The following is a 16,378-nucleotide window of genomic DNA, read 5'->3' on the forward strand; positions in this document are numbered from 1 at the left end:
AAACGCGCCCGCGCAAGCGAGCCGTCATTGTGCCAAGAGCATCGCGCGGTGCAACCGGACGGCTGATGAAATCCTGCGCAACAGCGGCGGAAATCCGACGGACTGCCGCCGCTCCCCGCAGGACGTCGGAGATCCGCGTTTGCGCCTCGCGTCAGGTCGAGAGCATCGCCTGGTGCTTGCCGCCGAGTCCGAGGTAAGCGTCGATGACGCGGGGGTCGTCGGCAAGCTGGGCCGCCGGCCCTTCCATCGCGATCGCGCCGGTCTCGAGTACGTAGGCGTAGTCGGCGACCTGCAGCGCCGCGCGGGCGTTCTGCTCGACGAGCAGGATCGACACGCCGCGCCGGCGCAGCTCCGTGATGATGCGGAAGATCTCGCGCACGATCAGCGGCGCGAGGCCGAGGCTCGGTTCGTCGAGCATCAGGAGCTTCGGCTTCGCCATCAGCGCGCGCCCGACCGCGAGCATCTGGCGCTCGCCGCCCGACAGCGTGCCGGCGAGCTGCGTGCGCCGCTCCTTCAGCCGCGGGAAAAGCTGGTAGACCTCTTCCATCGTCTGTGCGTGGTCCCGCTTGCCGCCGCGATAGCGCTGGAAGGCGCCGAGCAGCAGGTTGTCCTCGACGCTCATCTCGCCGAACAGCTCGCGCTTCTCGGGCACGAGGTTCATGCCGCGCGCGACCATGCGCTCGACGGCCGGCACACCTTCGACGGTGCCGTCGAAATCGACCTTCCCCTTCGAATCGAGCAGGCCCATGATCGCCGACAGCATCGTCGTCTTGCCCGCGCCGTTGGGCCCGATCACGGTGACGATCTGGCCTTCGCCGACGCGGATGTTCGCGTTCGACAGCGCCTCGACCTTGCCGTACGACACGGTGAGATCGCGCACTTCGAGGACGGTTTTCACGAGAAGCTGGTTCATATGGATATTCGCATTCATTCGACGCCTCCGAGGTAGGCTTCGAGCACCGCCGGGTTCTTCTGCACGTCCTCCGGCAGGCCCTCGGCGATCTTCTGACCGAATTCCATCACGACGACCCGGTCGACGAGGCCCATGACGAAGTCCATGTCGTGCTCGACGAGCAGGATGCCGAGCCCTTCGCCGCGCAGCTTCTTCAGCAGCTCGCCGAGCGCCTGTTTTTCCTTGAAGCGCAGTCCGGCCGCCGGCTCGTCGAGCAGCAAGAGGCACGGGTCAGCCGCGAGCGCGCGCGCGATCTCGAGGATACGCTGCTGGCCGAGCGCGAGGCTGCCGGCCGGTTCAAACATATGCTCGGCGAGGCCGACGCGTTCGATCTGCCGCGCGGCTTCCTTGAGAAGCCGTGCTTCCTCGGGCCGGTCGAGGCGCCACGCCGACGCGAGCACCCCCTTGTCGCCGCGCAGATGCGCCCCGATCGCGACGTTTTCGAGCACGCTCATGTTCGGCAACAGCTTCACATGCTGGAACGTGCGGCTCATGCCCATCCGCGCGATCTCGCGCGAGTCGCGACCGGCGACCGGCTTGCCGAGGAACAGCACCTCGCCCGAGGTCGGCGTGTCGACCCCCGAGATCTGGTTGAACATCGTGCTCTTGCCGGCGCCGTTCGGGCCGATCAACGCGAGGATCTCGCCGGCGCGCACTTCGAGGCTCATGTTGTTGTTGGCGACGAGTCCGCCGAACTTCCGCGTGACGTCCTTCGCTTCGAGGATCACCTCGCCCGCCACCGGCAGCGGCTTCCTCGACAGCGCCTCGGCGGGCGCGAGCTCGCGCCGCTGCGCGCGGACCGGGACGAGGCGCGCGAGGATCGGCCACAGGCCGTCGCGCGCGCGCTGCAGGATCACGATCATCATCAGGCCGAAGAAGATCACCTCGAAGTTGCCGCTCTGGCCGAAGAGCTGCGGCAGGATGTCCTGCAGCCACTGCTTCGCGACGGTGATCACGCCGGCGCCGACGAGCGCGCCCCACACGTGGCCGGCGCCGCCGACGACCGCCATGAAGAGGTACTCGATGCCGATATGCAGACCGAACGGCGTCGGGTTCACGAAGCGCTGTAGGTGCGCGTACAGCCACCCCGACGCACAGGCGTGCAGCGCGGCGATCACGAAGATGATCATCCGCGAGCGCGCGGTGTTCACGCCCATCGCCTCGGCCATCACCATGCCGCCCTTCAACGCGCGGATCGCGCGGCCTTCGCGGGAATCGAGCAGGTTCTGCGTCGTCAGCACCGCCGCGAGCAGGAACAGCCAGATCAGGTAATAGAGTTCGCTGCCCTCGTCGAGCTCGAAGCCGAACACGCTGATCGCCGGAATGCCGCTGAGACCGGTGTGGCCGCCGAGCGTCTCGAGCGTGCCGAACAGGAAATACAGGCTGATGCCCCACGCGATCGTGCCGAGCGGCAGGTAATGCCCGGACAGGCGCAGCGTCATCGAACCGAGCACGATCGCGACCGTCGCGGTGAAGACGAGGCCGACGACGAGCGCGAGCCACGGCGAGCCGCCCGCCCACGCGAGCCACCACGGCAGCTCGGTCGCGGTCGTCAGCACCGCGGTCGTGTAGGCGCCGAGGCCGACGAAGGCCGCCTGCCCGAAGCTCGTCAGGCCACCGACGCCGGTCAGCAGCACGAGGCCGAGCGCGACCAGCGCGTACAGGCCGATGTAGTTGAGCAGCGTGACGTAGAACGGCGACAGCATCAGCGGCGCGGCCGCGAGCAGCGCGAGAAAGACGCCCAGCACGAGCCGCGGCGGAATGCCGCCCTTCGTTTGCGCGGGTTCGAGCTCCGCGGTCTTGATTTCCAGGGTTTTCGTGCCCACGGATTTCATTCCTCTTCCTCCACGTGGCGGCCCTTCAGCGAGCGCCACAACAGCACCGGGATGATCAGCGTGAAGACGATGACTTCCTTGTGGGCGCTCGCCCAGAACGAGCTGAACGCCTCGAGGATGCCGACGAGCACCGCGCCCGCGGCAGCGACCGGGTAGCTCGCGAGCCCGCCGATGATCGCGCCGACAAAGCCCTTCAGGCCGATCAGGAAGCCGGTGTCGTAGTAGATCGTCGTGATCGGCGCGATCAGCACGCCGGACAGCGCGCCGATCAGCGCCGCGAGGAAGAACGTCAGCCGCCCCGCGAGCGCCGGCGAGATACCCATCAGCCGCGCGCCGACGCGGTTGATCGCGGTCGCGCGCAGCGCCTTGCCGTACAGCGTGCGCTCGAAGAACTGGTACAGCGCGACGATCAGCACGAGCGACGACACGACTACCCAAATGGTCTGGCCCGAGATCATCAGCGGACCGGCGTCGAAGCGTGCCTCGGAGAACGGCGGCGTGCGCGAGCCTTCTGCGCCGAAGAACAGCAGGCCGAGGCCGACCATCGAGACGTGCACCGCGACCGACACGATCAGCAGGATCAGCACCGGCGCCGCCGCGATCGGCTGGAAGATCAACCGGTACATCAGCGGCCCCATCGGCACGACGACCGCGAGCGCGAACAGGACCTGGACGAGCATCGGCAGCTCCGCGACCGGCAGCGCGTACAGCAGCCCGATGAGCGCGAGCGGATACCCGACGTTCCAGCCGACGAGCTGGACGAACCGGCCGGGCTGACGCGAGCGCAAGGCATGCCGCGTGTCGAGCGCGGCCGCGAGCACGCCGGCGCCGAGCAGCAGCCACACCGTCGCCGGGATGCCCCCGGCCTGGATCATCGCCAAGGTCAATGCGCCGTATGAGACGAACTCGCCCTGCGGAATGAAGATCACGCGGGTGACCGCGAACACGAGCACGAGGGCGAGCGCGAGCAGCGCGTAGATCGCCCCGTTCGTGATCCCGTCCTGCCCGAGCAGCAAAGCAATCTGGAAATCCATCGGTGAACCTCGTTACCCCAGCGACCTCGGCGGGCCGCCTGGGGCTATCTGGATGGAGCGCCGGGCTTCCGCGGCGCGAGCGGCGCCGACGGAAGTCGACGACTCGAAGCAGGAATCAGCGCATCAGCTTCCACGTTCCGTTCTGGATCTGCACCATCACACGCGAGCGCTGGTCGAGACCCAGGTGGTCGGTCGGGCTCATGCTGAAAATGCCATGCGCGGCCGGCACTTCCTTCAGGTTCTCGAGGGCGTCGCGCAGGGCGACCCGGAACTCCTTCGTCCCCGGTTTCGCCTTCTTCAGCGCCTCGGGCGCGGCCGCGGCGAGCAGCATGCCGCTATCCCAGCCGTGCGCGCCGAACGTCGAGACGCTGCCCTTGCCGTGCGCCGCCTCGTACTTCGTGATGTAGTCGATCGCGCTCTTCTTCACCGGGTTGCTGTCGGCGAGCTGGCTCGCGACGAGCACCGGGCCGGCCGGCAGCAGCGTGCCCTCACAGTCCTTGCCGCAGACGCGCAGGAAGTCGTTGTTCGCGACGCCGTGCGTCTGGTAGATCTTGCCGGTGTAGCCGCGCTCCTTCAGCGCCTTCTGCGGCAGCGCTGCCGGCGTGCCGGAGCCCGCGATCAGGATCGCGTCGGGGCGCGCCGAGACAAGCTTCAGCACCTGGCCGGTCACCGACGTGTCGTTGCGGTTGAAGCGTTCGTTCGCGACGATCTTCAGCTTGCGCGCCTCGGCGACCGACGAGAACTGCTCGTACCAGCCTTCGCCGTACGCGTCGGCGAAGCCGATGAACGCGACCGTCTTCACGCCGTTGTTCGTCATGTGCTCGACGATCGCCGTCGACATCTGCGCGTCGTTCTGCGGCGTCTTGAAAACCCAGCGCCGCTTTTCGTCGACCGGATCGACGATGCGCGCCGAGGCGGCCATCGAGATCATCGGGGTGCCGGTTTCGGCGGCGACGTCGATCATCGCCAGCGAGTTCGGCGACGTCGTCGAACCGAGCACGATGTCGACCTTGTCCTCGGAGATCAGCTTGCGGATGTTCTTGACCGCGGCCGTCGTGTCGGATGCGTCGTCGAGCACGATGTAGTTGACCTTCTCGCCGCCGATCGTCGTCGGCATCAGCGCGATGGTGTTCTTTTCCGGGATGCCGAGCGAGGCGGCCGGGCCGGTGGCCGACACGGTCACGCCGACGTTGATGTCGGCATGCGCCGCGGACGCGGCAACCAGCGCGAGCGCTGCGATCACTGAACTGCGAGCCTTCATGATGTCTCCTCCTCTTCGGTTTATCGGTGGCCGGCCCCGAGGTGTGCTTCGGCCACGCGCAACATTTTTTGTTGCTGTGTCGGATTATTGTGTATCAAATCGGTGACTGGCGAGCAAAATTTACTTATCGGTCGAAAATACTTCGCCGCCACCCGAGGCCCGTCGCCCCCGACCCGCCGGAACGGCCCGCCGCGCCGGCCGGCGACTTCCGCGGAACGCCCCGCACCCTCGTGCGCCGAAGCCGTCGCACACCGTCCCGCTGCGCCGCCGTCAAGCCGGCAGCCGCTTTTCCTGCTCGACGTAGCCTCGGACGCCGTTCAGGAAGATGCCGGTGATGACCGGCGCCATGTCGCGGAACGTCAATCGCCCGTCGGCGCGCATCCACGTGAACGTCCAGTTGATCATCCCGAACAGGATCATCGTTACCGGGCGTTCGAGCTTGCGACGCGTCAGGCCCGGCTCGATCCGCGCGATCGCCCGGGCGAACGCCGCGACGACCGCACGCTGCTTCCCGGCGACCTGGTCGGCCAGCTCCCGCTGCAGGAACTTCACATCCTGCACCAGCACGATGTGCTGTGCGTACGCATGCTCGTACTCTTCCATGAAACAGGTCACGAGCGCGGAGAAGTGCTCCTCCGCGTTGAGCTTCCGCTCCTCGACTTCGCCGACGATCGCGAGCAACCGATCCATGTAGCTGTCCGCGAGGTCAAAGAGGATGTGGTCCTTGTCGCGGTAGTAGTGATACAGCAGCGGCTTCGAAACCCCGCACGCTTCCGCGAGCGCCGCCATCGACGCGTGGTGGAAGCCTCTCCGGGCGAACAGCACCGCCGCCGCCTCGAGAATCGCCGCGCGCTGTGTTTCGAATGTCGCTGCCTTGCCTCTGGCCATGCCTGTTCCGTCGCTTGGGCGTCGTCGCCAACCGGCCCGCCGCGTTTCTTTAAGGTTAAATTAAATCAGCTTCAAGTATCGGGGCCAGATTTTTCCGCCCCCTCGACTTCGCCTGCGTTCCGCCACCGTCCGCGACCTGGGTCCGGCCCCGCGGAGCGTGGTCCGACGTCCCCGGCTCGTCACGCTACGCGTCCGCCTCTGCTGCGCTCACGCCGACCTACGGTTCGCCGTCGACCAGCCCGGGGCAGTCATCGCTTACTGCGTAGGTCGGACTGAGCGCAGCGATGTCCGACGTCCCCGGCTCCAATGCTCGCCGCGTCGGTCTTCGCTGCGCTCACGCCGACCTACGTTCCACGCCGCCGCTCGCTGCGTCACCGCTCGTCGAACGAGATCACGACGCGCTCGGTCAGCGGGTGCGCCTGGCAGGTCAGGATGTAGCCGGCCTCAATGTCGGGCTGTTCGAGCGTGAAGTTCTTGTCCATGCGCACCTTGCCCTCGACGACCTTCGCGCGGCACGTGCAGCAGACGCCGCCCTTGCATGAGTACGGCAAGTCCATGCCCGCGGCGAGCGCGACGTCGAGGATCGACGGGTCTTCGGCACGGAACTCCATCTCGCGCTTCAGGCCGTCGGCGATCACGGTGATCGTCGCCTGCACGGCGTCGCCCGGCTCGACGTGGTGGTCCGGCGCGCTCGCGGGCACGCCGAACCGCTCGACGTGGAGATGCTCGGGCGAAACACCGGCCCGTGCGAGCGCCGCTTCGACGTCGTCGATCATGCCGCCCGGTCCGCAGACGAACGCCTCGTCGATCGAATCGACCGGGATCAGCGTGTCGAGGAAGGCCGCGACGCGCTCGCCGTCGAGCCGGCCGTTGAACAGCGGCACTTCCTGCTCCTCGCGGGAGAACAGGTTGTACAGCGTCAAGCGCGCGAGGTATCGGTTCTTCAGGTCTTCGAGCGCCTCGGCGAACATCACGCTGGACTGGCGGCGATTGCCGTACACGAGCGTGAATCGGCTCTTCGGCTCGGCCCGCAGCGTCGTCTTGATCAGCGACAGGATCGGCGTGATGCCGCTGCCGGCCGCGAACGCGACGTACTGTTTCGCGTGCGCCGGGTCGAGCGGCGTATGGAAGCGGCCTTCGGGCGTCATGACCTCGACGACGTCGCCGACCTTGATCCCGTCGGCGTTGACCCAGGTCGAGAACGCTCCGCCGGAGACCTTCTTGATTGCGACGCGCAGTTCTGCGTCGTCGACGCCGGCGCAGATCGAGTACGAGCGGCGCAGCTCCTCGCCGCCGATCTTCACTTTCAGGTTCAGGTGCTGCCCCTGCACGAAGCGGTAGTCGTCGGCGAGCTCATTCGGCACATCGAAGCGCAGGCTGACTGCCTCGGGCGTTTCGCGCCGCACTTCGGCGACTTTCAGCGGATGGAATTTCGGTGTTCTGTGCGTCGTCGTCATGGTTTTGTCTCCTCGATCGCTTCTTCGAGCGACTCGCTCCTCATATCGGTTTGAAATATTCGAACGGCTCCCGGCAGCTCTGGCAGCGGTACAGCGCCTTGCACGCAGTGGCGCCGAACTCGGACAGGCGCACCGTGTCGGTCGAGCCGCAGCGCGGGCACGTGAGCTTCTTCGGTACGAAACGGATCGGCTGCGGACCGGCCGGGGCGTCACCCTGCGGCGGCGCGATGCCGTAGGCGCGCAGCTTTTCCTTTGCCGGCTCAGCGATCCAGTCCGTGGTCCAGGCGGGCGCGAGGCGCGTCTCGACGGAAACTTCGCCGGCGCCGGCGCCGACCAGTGCGTCGTGGATGCTCTGCGAGATGACCTCGGTCGCCGGGCAGCCGGAATAGGTCGGCGTCACGACGACGTGCAGCCCCCCTTCGCGCGCCAGCACCTCGCGCACGATGCCGAGCTCGGTCACCGAGATCGCCGGGATCTCGGGGTCGGGCACGGCACGGAGCACGTCCCACGCCTGCGCTTCGGTCAGCATGGCCGTGACGCTTACCACTGCGTACCCGGGTAGGTGCGCTGCAGATACTGCATCTCCGTGAGCAGATGCCCGAGATGCTCGCTGTGGCGGCCGAACTTGCCGTAGGACTTGAACGGCGTGCGCGCCGGAATGATCAGCGTCGCGGCATGGAGCACCGGCACGATCTCCCCCTCCCACGCGGCTTCGAAGTCGCTCCAGGCCGGACCGACTCCGCCCGCCACGACCGCGTCGTCCACGGGCGTCGCGGCAAAGAACTCCGCCGTGTAAGGCCACAGGTAGTCGAGCGCCCCCTGCATGCGGGCATGCGATTCGTCGGTGCCGTCGCCGAGGCGCACGACCCAGTCGCCCGCATGCTGCGCGTGGTAGCGCGCCTCCTTCAGGCTCTTCGCCGCGATCGCCGCGAGCTCGGGGTCGGCCGACTCGGTGAGGCGCTGCCACAGCAGCTTCTGGAAGCTCGCGAACAGGAAATTGCGCAGCATCGTGCGGCCGAAGTCCTCGTTCGGCAGCTCGCACAGCGTCAGGTTGCGGTACTGCGGCTCGGTGCGCAGGAACGCGAGTCCGTCTTCGTCGCGGCCGCGGCCTTCGAGCCGGCCGGCGTGCGTCAGCAGCATCCGCGCCTGGCCAATCAGGTCGAGTGACATGTTCGCGAGTGCCATGTCCTCTTCGAGCACCGGCGCGTGGCCGCACCACTCCGACAGCCGCTGGCCGAGGATCAGCGCGTTGTCGCCGAGGCGCAGCACGTATTCGATATGTTCAGGGGTCGGGGTCATTTTTCGTCTCCGTGGGACCGGAGGGCCGCGGTGTGGCCGCTGCGGGCGGGGCGTGCGGCTCGCGAGAGCCGGTGCGCCCGTTTGTGCCCGGTGAGTGCCGACGGCCGCTCCGGGTCCTGCCTCACATGTGGTTCACTTCGTCCGGCAGCCGGTAGAACGTCGGATGCCGATAGATCTTGTCCTCGGCCGGGTCGAACAGCTCCGGCTTCGCGTCCGGGTCCGACGCAACGATGTGGTCGGCCTGCACGACCCAGATGCTCACGCCTTCCTGCCGCCGCGTATACACGTCGCGCGCGACCTGCAGCGCAAGCTTCGCGTCGGACGCGTGCACGCTGCCGCAATGCTTGTGATCGAGCCCGTTGCGGCTGCGCACGAAGACTTCCCACAGCGGCCATTCCTTGCGTTCCATTTCTTCTCCTCCTGTGCGGGACCGTCATTCGCGGCGCCGTTCTCCAAACCTGTATTCGCGTCGGCCTTCGCTACGCTCACGCCGACCTACTTGTCGTCCTATCCGGCACGCTGCCGGGGCTCACGCAGGCCGGACCGAGCGAAGCGACGTCCGACATTCCCGGCTCGCTCCGTCACTCACGCCGCATCACGCCCGCACGCGGCGCGCTTGCGTTCGTGTTCGAGCGCGGCCTCGCGCACCCATGCGCCGTCGTCCCACGCTTTCACGCGCGCTGCGAGACGATCGACGTTGCCCTGGCCGTAGCCATTGACGACGTTCCAGAACTCGTCCCAGTCGATCGCGCCGAAGTCGTAGTGGCCACGGTCCGCGTTCCATTTCAGGTCCGCGTCGGGCAGCGTGACGCCGAGGACTTTCGCCTGCTCGACGGTCGCGTCGACGAACTTCTGCCGCAGGTCGTCGTTCGAGATGCGCTTGATGCCCCAGCGCGCGCTTTGCGCCGAATGCGTCGAGTCCTTGTCGTGCGGCCCGAACATCATGATCGACGGCCACCACCAGCGATTGACCGCGTCCTGCACCATCTCGCGCTGCTCGGGCGTGCCCTTCATCATCGTCAGCAGCAGGTCGTAGCCCTGGCGCTGATGGAACGATTCCTCCTTGCAGATCCGCACCATCGCCCGCGCGTACGGGCCGTAGCTGCACTTGCACAGCGGGATCTGGTTCATGATCGCGGCGCCGTCGACGAGCCAGCCGATGACGCCGATGTCGGCCCAGGTCAGCGTCGGGTAGTTGAAGATCGAGCTGTACTTCGCCTTGCCCGAGTGCAGCGCTTCGAGCAGCTCGTCGCGCGACACGCCGAGCGTCTCGGCCGCGGCGTAGAGGTACAGGCCGTGGCCGCCCTCGTCCTGCACTTTCGCGAGCAGGATCGCCTTGCGCTTCAGGGTCGGCGCGCGCGTGATCCAGTTGCCTTCGGGCAGCATGCCGACGATCTCGGAATGCGCGTGCTGGCTGATCTGGCGGATCAAGGTCTTGCGGTAGGACTCGGGCATCCAGTCCTTCGCCTCGATGTAGCCGCCGGCGTCGATCTTCGCGTCGAACTCGGCCTGGTAGGCGGGGTTTTCGAGCGTGCGCGGGCCTTTCGGCTCGGCGTTCTGCTGCGGAATGTCCAATGCTTGCGTGTACATGTGCTGGTTCCTCGTCTCTTACTCTTTCGGCCGGCGGTCGACGACGCGTCGGGCCTTGCCGACCGTCACGCGCTCGATGGTGAACGGCTCGCCGACGACGACTTTCGCCGACACGCCGATGAAGGTCTTGATGCGGTGCGCGAGTTCGCCGCCGATCGCCTCCTTCTGTTCGGGATGGCGGCCGACGCGGGCGTCGGGATCGAGCTCGACTTTCACCGTCAGCGTGTCCATGTGGCCGTGCTTGTCGACTTCGAGCATGTATTGCGGCGCGAGCTGCGGCATGTGGCAGATCAGCTCCTCGATCTGCGTCGGGAAGAGGTTCACGCCGCGGATGATCAGCATGTCGTCCGACCGGCCGGTGATCTTCGCCATCCGCCGCATGCTGCGCGAGGTCGGCGGCAGCAGCCGCGTGAGGTCGCGCGTGCGGTAGCGCACGACCGGCATCGCCTCCTTCGTCAGCGTCGTGAAGACCAGCTCGCCTTCCTCGCCGTCGGGCAGCACTTCGCCGGTCACCGGATCGACGATCTCCGGGTAGAAGTGGTCTTCCCAGACGACCGGGCCGTCCTTGGACTCGACGCATTCGCTCGCGACCCCGGGCCCCATCACTTCGGACAGGCCGTAGATGTCGACCGCTTCGAGGCCGGCGCGCGCCTCCATCGCCTCGCGCATGCCCTGCGTCCAGGGCTCGGCGCCGAAGATGCCGACTTTCAGCGACGTCGACTTCGGGTCGATCCCCATGCGCTCCATCTCGTCGAGGATCGTCAGCATGTAGGACGGCGTCACCATGATGATGTCGGGCTTGAAGTCCTGGATCAGCTGGATCTGCTTCTCGGTCTGGCCGCCGGACATCGGCACGACGGTGCAGCCGAGCCGCTCGGCGCCGTAGTGCGCGCCGAGCCCGCCGGTGAAGAGGCCGTAGCCGTACGCGATGTGCACCATGTCGCCGGCCCGCCCGCCCGCCGCGCGAATCGAGCGCGCGACGAGGCCGGCCCAGGTGTCGATGTCCTTCAGCGTGTAGCCGACGACGGTCGGCTTGCCGGTCGTGCCGGACGACGCATGCACGCGCGCGAGCTGGTGACGCGGCACCGCGAACATCCCGAACGGGTAGTTGTCGCGCAGGTCCGCCTTCGCGGTGAATGGGAACTTTGCGAGGTCGGCGAGGGTTTTCAGGTCCTCCGGGTGCACGCCCTTCGCGTCGAAGGCCTTGCGGTAATGCGGGACGTTCTCGTACGCGTGATGCAGGCTCCACTTGAGTCGCTCGAGCTGCAGCGCGCGCAGTTCGTCGCGACCGACGGTCTCGATCGCTTCGAGTTCGCCGGGCGACGGGTTCTTGACGGGCATGTTGTCTCCTTCACCTCGTTGTCCCACCCTGCGCGGATTTCTCGCGGAGCGGAATCCTGCCGTCCAAAGGCGGCGCCGCTCTCGTCGATCCGCGTCAGGATCGGTTCTTCACAGTTCGACCACCGCCCGGCCCTTGAGCCGGTAGGACTTGCCGCGCATCACCGCGACGAGTTCCTCGCGCTGATTGACGACGGTGACGTCGTAAAGGCCGGTGCGCCCGGCGACGAACACTTCCTTCGCCTCGGCGGTCAGCACGTCGGCCGGGCGTCCCGGCGCCATGAAATCGACGCTGATGCCCGACGCGACGGTCTGCTCGTTGTGACTGTTGCACGCATACGCGAACGCCGAATCCGCGAGCACCGTGATGTAGCCGCCATGGCAGATGCCGAAGCCGTTCAGCATTTCGTCGCGCACCGTCATGCGCAGCTTCGCGTAGCCCGGCGCGACCGCGTCGAAGCGGATGCCGAGCGAGCGCACCGTGCGGTCGTTCTCGGACATGCCGTCGCGCACGTGCTCGGCGAGGCGCTGGGGATCGAGGCCGTTCGTCAGGTCGCGGTAGCCGGCCTCGGTCATCGCCGGCCTCCGTCGCACGAATGCGTTGCGATGCATCGCATCTCAGTCCCCCTTGAAGCGCGGCGCGCGCTTCTCGACGAAGGCCGCGACGCCTTCGCGGTAATCGTTCGAACGGCCGCAGACCGACATCAGGTCGCGCTCGAGATCGAGTTGCGTCTCGAAGTCGTTCATCGAGCTCGCCCAGATCGCCTGCTTCGTCTTCGCGTAGCCGAACGTCGGGCCGCTCGCGAGCGCCGCGGCGACGCCCTGAACCGTCGGCATCAGCGCGTCGTCATCGACGCATTTCCAGATCAGCCCCCAGGCTTCGGCCTGCTCGGCGGGAAGCTTCTCGCCGAGCAGCGCCATGCCGAGCGCGCGCGCCGGGCCGACGAGCCGCGGCAGGATCCAGCTGCCGCCGGTGTCGGGCACGACGCCGAGCTTGCTGAAGGACTGGATGAAGCTCGCCGAACGCGCGGCGAAGACCAGGTCGCAGGCGAGCGCGAGGCTCGCACCCGCGCCGGCCGCGACGCCGTTGACCGCCGCGATCACCGGCAGCTCGAGGCTGCGGATCGCCAGCACGAGCGGCTTATAGTTCTTCTCGACCGATTCGCCGAGATCGACCGGTGCCTCGCCGGGGGCCACGGCCCGGTCGGACAGGTCCTGCCCGGCGCAGAAGCCGCGGCCGGCGCCGGTGAGCACCAGCACGCGCACCGCGCCCGTTTCGCGGCCCGCCCTGACGGCGGCGAGCGCTGCGCGCACTTCCTCGTGCATCTGCTGCGTGAAGCTGTTGAGCCGGTCCGGCCGGTTCAGCGTCAGCGTCGCGACGCCGGCGGCCACGTCGAGACGGACCGTTTCGCCCTGCATGTCAAGCTCACTGCTCATTCAGGTCTCCTTGTTGGTCGTGCAGGTCGGCCGGTCCTGCCGCCCATCGTCGTACCTGAAGCGACGTCGGAAGGGTTATATGTTTTAGCTTGATTTGACCGACCGGTCAATCAATAGTAATGTTGATCCAGATCAAAAAACAACTGATTTCTGCTTGACGATTTGTTTCAGTTGAAAATTGCCGCCAACAACGCCCCGCAGAGGCCCGGCGGATTACCGACCACGACGCGAGGAGACACCCGATGACGCACCCGCTATTCGAAAAGCACCAGGCAACGCTCGACGCCGCCGTCCACGCCGTGCGCACGCGCGGCTACTGGACGCCGTTTCCCGAGATGCCGAGCCCGAAGGTCTACGGCGAGACCGCCAATCACGACGGCAAACGCGCCGTCGAAGCGCATCTCGGCAAGGAGTTCGCGCTCGATCAGCCCGGGCAGACCGGCTGGCTCGCGCCCGAGCGCTCGCCCTACGGCGTCGAACTCGGCATCCGCTACCCGGTTTGCGACCCGCAGGCGCTCGTCGCGGCAGCCGCCGCGGCGCAGCCGGGCTGGCAGCGCATCGGCCCGCAAGGACGCGTCGGCATCTGCCTCGAAATCCTCGAGCGGCTCAACCGGAGAAGTTTCGAGATCGCGCACGCGGTGATGCTGACGACCGGCCAGGGCTGGATGATGGCGTTCCAGGCGGGCGGCCCGCACGCGCAGGACCGCGGCCTCGAAGCGGTCGCCTACGCGTGGGACGAGATGAGCCGCGTGCCGGCCGACGCAGTGTGGGAGAAGCCGCAAGGCAAGAACCCGCCGCTGAAGATGATGAAGCAGTTCGAGATCGTCGGCCGCGGGGTCGCGCTCGTGATCGGCTGCGGCACCTTCCCGACGTGGAACACCTACCCGGGCCTCTTCGCCGCGCTCGCGACCGGCAATCCGGTCATCGTCAAGCCGCACGGCAACGCGGTGCTGCCGGCAGCGATCACGGTGCGCGTGATCCGCGAAGTGCTCGCCGAACAGGGACTCGACCCGAACCTCGTGAGCCTCGCGGTCGTCGCGAAGCGCGAGGACACGCAGGCGCTCGCGCTCGATCCGGCGGTGAAGTCGATCGATTTCACCGGCGGCAACGCGTTCGGCCAGTGGCTGATCGACAACGCGCAGCAGGCGCAGGTGTACGCCGAGCTCGCCGGCGTGAACAACGTCGTCATCGAGTCGACCGGCCAGTACAAGGCGATGCTGCGCAACCTTGCCTTCACGCTATGCCTGTATTCCGGTCAGATGTGCACGACGACGCAGGCGATCCTCGTGCCGGCGGGCGGCATCGACACCGACCAGGGTCACAAGAGCTTCGACGAAGTCGCGACCGACCTCGCCGCCGCGGTCGAGAAAACCCTCGCCGACCCGGCCGTCGCGGTCGCGGTGCTCGGCGCGATCCAGTCAGAGGACACGCTCGGGCGGATCCGCGAGGCCGGCGAATACGGCGACGTCGTGCTCGCGTCGAAAAAGCTCGACCACCCGGAATTCCCCGATGCCGAAGTCCACACGCCGGTGCTGCTGACTTGCGACGCTGCCGAGGAAAAGCAGTACATGGTCGAGCGCTTCGGGCCGATCTCGTTCGTCGTCCGCGTCGCCGACGGCGAGGCGGCGGTCGCGCTGTCCGAACGCATCGTGCGCGACCACGGGGCGCTCACCGTCGGCGTCTATTCGACGAAACCGGAAGTCCTCGATGCGATGACCGAAGCGACGATGCGCGCCGGCGTCGCGTTGTCGATGAACCTGACCGGGGCTGTGTTCGTCAACCAGTCGGCGGCGTTCTCCGACTATCATGGGGTCGGCATGAACCCAGCGGCGAACGCGAGCTACAGCGACAGCGCGTTCGTCGCGAACCGCTTCCGCGTCGTCCAGCGTCGCCATCACATCGACTGACCTGCCTCCGGCCGAAGGATCGGGGCGCTGCCGGCGCCCCTTTTTCATTTTTGCGCGCCGACAGGCGACACCGAACACACGCATGCTCAACATCGGCACCCACCACACCCTTTCCACATCGCTCGAAACGATCGGCGCGGCCTTCGCGATCTTCGAAATGCCGCCGGATTCGCCCTCGCAGGCGATCCTGGTCACCGCGAACTCGGCGTTCGAAGAAATCAGCGGCCGCGCGGTCGCGGTCTGCATCGAACGCCCGCTGACGGAGTTCCTGCCGCGCTACCTCGAGAAAGCGCTGCGGGGATGCCTCGCGCACTGCCTGGCCGAGCAGGAACCGCAGGAAATCGAGATCGTCGTCGAGCGCTCGGGCACCAGCCGCTGGTGGCGGCTCGTCGCCTCGCCGCTGAAGCCGGCCGACGCCGAGCGCCAGCGCGTCATCGCGACGCTGGTCGAGATCACCGAACGGAAGCTGCTCGAGCAGCAGCTCGAGATCGCGCGCCAGCGCTTCGAAGCGGTGGTCGAGAACGGCTACGACGCGGTGATCACCGTCGATGAGCAGCAATCGATCAAGCTGATGAACGAGGCGGCGCGCTACCTTTTCGGCGTCGCCGGCGAGGACGTCATCGGCACGCCGCTGTCGCGCTTCATTCCGGCCCGGTTCCACGGCAAGCACACCGAATACATGACGTCGTTCCGCGACTCGCCGCTGAGTTCGCGCCCGATGGAGTCGCGCAGCGCGGTGCGCGGGCTGCGTACCGACGGGACCGAATTCCCGATCGAAGTCTCGATCGCGAAGATCCGGGTCGGCAACCATATCGAGATGACGGCGGTGATCCGCGACATCTCCGAGCGCGCGCGGCTGATCGACGAGCTGTCGCGGGCGGCGACGCACGACTCGCTGACCGGCATCTTCAACCGCCGCCTCGCGGATTCGGCGCTGAAAAGCGAGATCAGCCGCAGCCTGCGCTTCAACCACGCGATGACCGTCGCGCTGTTCGACCTCGACCGCTTCAAGCAGATCAACGACACCTTCGGGCACGCGTGCGGCGACCGTGTGCTGCAGGCGGTCGCGAAGAAGGTCGCAGCGGGGCTGCGCGAGATCGACGTCTTCTGCCGCTGGGGCGGCGAGGAGTTCCTCGTCGTCCTGCCCGAGACGACGCTCGACAACGCGGCGATCTGGGCCGAGCGCACGCGCGCGCTGATCGCGGCCGAACCAGTCATCGGGCCGGGCGACGAGCGGATCGAAGTGACGGCGAGCTTCGGTCTCGCGACCTTGCAGCGCAGCGCGCCGGAAGCCGACGACCTGATCACCCGCGCCGACCATGCGCTCTACCGCGCGAAACAGAACGGCCGCAACCTCGTCGTGCGAGCCTGAGTCGGCGA

The 16,378-nt window shown here is 67.3% G+C and carries 15 protein-coding genes; 2 read left to right on the top strand and 13 right to left on the bottom strand.

Features of this window, described 5'->3' with window-relative positions; genetic code table 11:
* Positions 1-151 precede the first annotated feature (151 nt).
* The 13 genes from V6M37_RS11785 to paaG all read right to left on the bottom strand — a co-directional run bounded on the left by V6M37_RS11785 (position 152) and on the right by paaG (position 13,091).
* A complete protein-coding gene (locus tag V6M37_RS11785) occupies positions 152-931 on the bottom strand; it encodes an ABC transporter ATP-binding protein (RefSeq protein WP_332673489.1) in 780 nt (259 codons plus the stop codon).
* Positions 928-2,658, bottom strand: coding sequence for a branched-chain amino acid ABC transporter ATP-binding protein/permease (locus V6M37_RS11790; protein ID WP_332673546.1), 1,731 nt, complete (start codon positions 2,656-2,658; stop codon positions 928-930). The genes V6M37_RS11785 and V6M37_RS11790 overlap by 4 nt, the downstream gene beginning before the upstream one ends.
* Positions 2,659-2,783: 125 nt before the next feature.
* Positions 2,784-3,821, bottom strand: coding sequence for a branched-chain amino acid ABC transporter permease (locus V6M37_RS11795; protein WP_332673491.1), 1,038 nt, complete (start codon positions 3,819-3,821; stop codon positions 2,784-2,786).
* Positions 3,822-3,936: 115 nt separating this feature from the next.
* On the bottom strand, positions 3,937-5,082 hold the full coding sequence (locus tag V6M37_RS11800; protein WP_332673494.1) for an ABC transporter substrate-binding protein: 1,146 nt from the start codon (positions 5,080-5,082) through the stop codon (positions 3,937-3,939).
* Positions 5,083-5,352: 270 nt separating this feature from the next.
* Positions 5,353-5,970, bottom strand: coding sequence for a TetR/AcrR family transcriptional regulator (locus V6M37_RS11805; RefSeq protein ID WP_332673496.1), 618 nt, complete (start codon positions 5,968-5,970; stop codon positions 5,353-5,355).
* A gap of 371 nt (positions 5,971-6,341) precedes the next feature.
* On the bottom strand, positions 6,342-7,427 hold the full coding sequence (gene paaE, locus V6M37_RS11810; RefSeq protein WP_332673498.1) for a 1,2-phenylacetyl-CoA epoxidase subunit PaaE: 1,086 nt from the start codon (positions 7,425-7,427) through the stop codon (positions 6,342-6,344).
* Positions 7,428-7,467: 40 nt separating this feature from the next.
* Positions 7,468-7,956 carry a 1,2-phenylacetyl-CoA epoxidase subunit PaaD gene (paaD, locus tag V6M37_RS11815; protein WP_332673501.1) on the bottom strand — a complete coding sequence of 163 codons (489 nt, stop codon included), beginning with the start codon at positions 7,954-7,956 and terminating at the stop codon, positions 7,468-7,470.
* A gap of 11 nt (positions 7,957-7,967) precedes the next feature.
* A complete protein-coding gene (paaC, locus tag V6M37_RS11820) occupies positions 7,968-8,726 on the bottom strand; it encodes a 1,2-phenylacetyl-CoA epoxidase subunit PaaC (protein WP_332673504.1) in 759 nt (252 codons plus the stop codon).
* Between the two features lie 121 nt (positions 8,727-8,847).
* Complete coding sequence (gene paaB, locus V6M37_RS11825; RefSeq protein ID WP_332673507.1) at positions 8,848-9,135, bottom strand: 1,2-phenylacetyl-CoA epoxidase subunit PaaB; 288 nt, start codon at positions 9,133-9,135, stop codon at positions 8,848-8,850.
* Positions 9,136-9,311: 176 nt separating this feature from the next.
* Entirely contained in the window at positions 9,312-10,316 is a 1,005-nt protein-coding gene (gene paaA / locus V6M37_RS11830) for a 1,2-phenylacetyl-CoA epoxidase subunit PaaA (protein WP_332673509.1), read from the bottom strand.
* 18 nt (positions 10,317-10,334) lie between these two features.
* A complete protein-coding gene (gene paaK / locus V6M37_RS11835; RefSeq protein WP_332673510.1) occupies positions 10,335-11,657 on the bottom strand; it encodes a phenylacetate--CoA ligase PaaK in 1,323 nt (440 codons plus the stop codon).
* Positions 11,658-11,765: 108 nt separating this feature from the next.
* Positions 11,766-12,230 carry a hydroxyphenylacetyl-CoA thioesterase PaaI gene (gene paaI / locus V6M37_RS11840; RefSeq protein ID WP_332673512.1) on the bottom strand — a complete coding sequence of 155 codons (465 nt, stop codon included), beginning with the start codon at positions 12,228-12,230 and terminating at the stop codon, positions 11,766-11,768.
* A 42-nt stretch (positions 12,231-12,272) separates the two neighbouring features.
* Entirely contained in the window at positions 12,273-13,091 is an 819-nt protein-coding gene (gene paaG, locus V6M37_RS11845; protein ID WP_332673513.1) for a 2-(1,2-epoxy-1,2-dihydrophenyl)acetyl-CoA isomerase PaaG, read from the bottom strand.
* Positions 13,092-13,333: 242 nt separating this feature from the next.
* Between paaG and paaN the strand changes: the two genes are divergently transcribed.
* Both paaN and V6M37_RS11855 read left to right on the top strand, forming a co-directional pair.
* On the top strand, positions 13,334-14,998 hold the full coding sequence (gene paaN / locus V6M37_RS11850; RefSeq protein ID WP_332673514.1) for a phenylacetic acid degradation protein PaaN: 1,665 nt from the start codon (positions 13,334-13,336) through the stop codon (positions 14,996-14,998).
* Positions 14,999-15,080: 82 nt separating this feature from the next.
* Positions 15,081-16,370, top strand: coding sequence for a sensor domain-containing diguanylate cyclase (locus tag V6M37_RS11855; RefSeq protein ID WP_332673516.1), 1,290 nt, complete (start codon positions 15,081-15,083; stop codon positions 16,368-16,370).
* Positions 16,371-16,378: the final 8 nt, after the last annotated feature.

Source organism: Aromatoleum sp. (assembly GCF_036675785.1).
GTDB lineage: Bacteria > Pseudomonadota > Gammaproteobacteria > Burkholderiales > Rhodocyclaceae > Aromatoleum.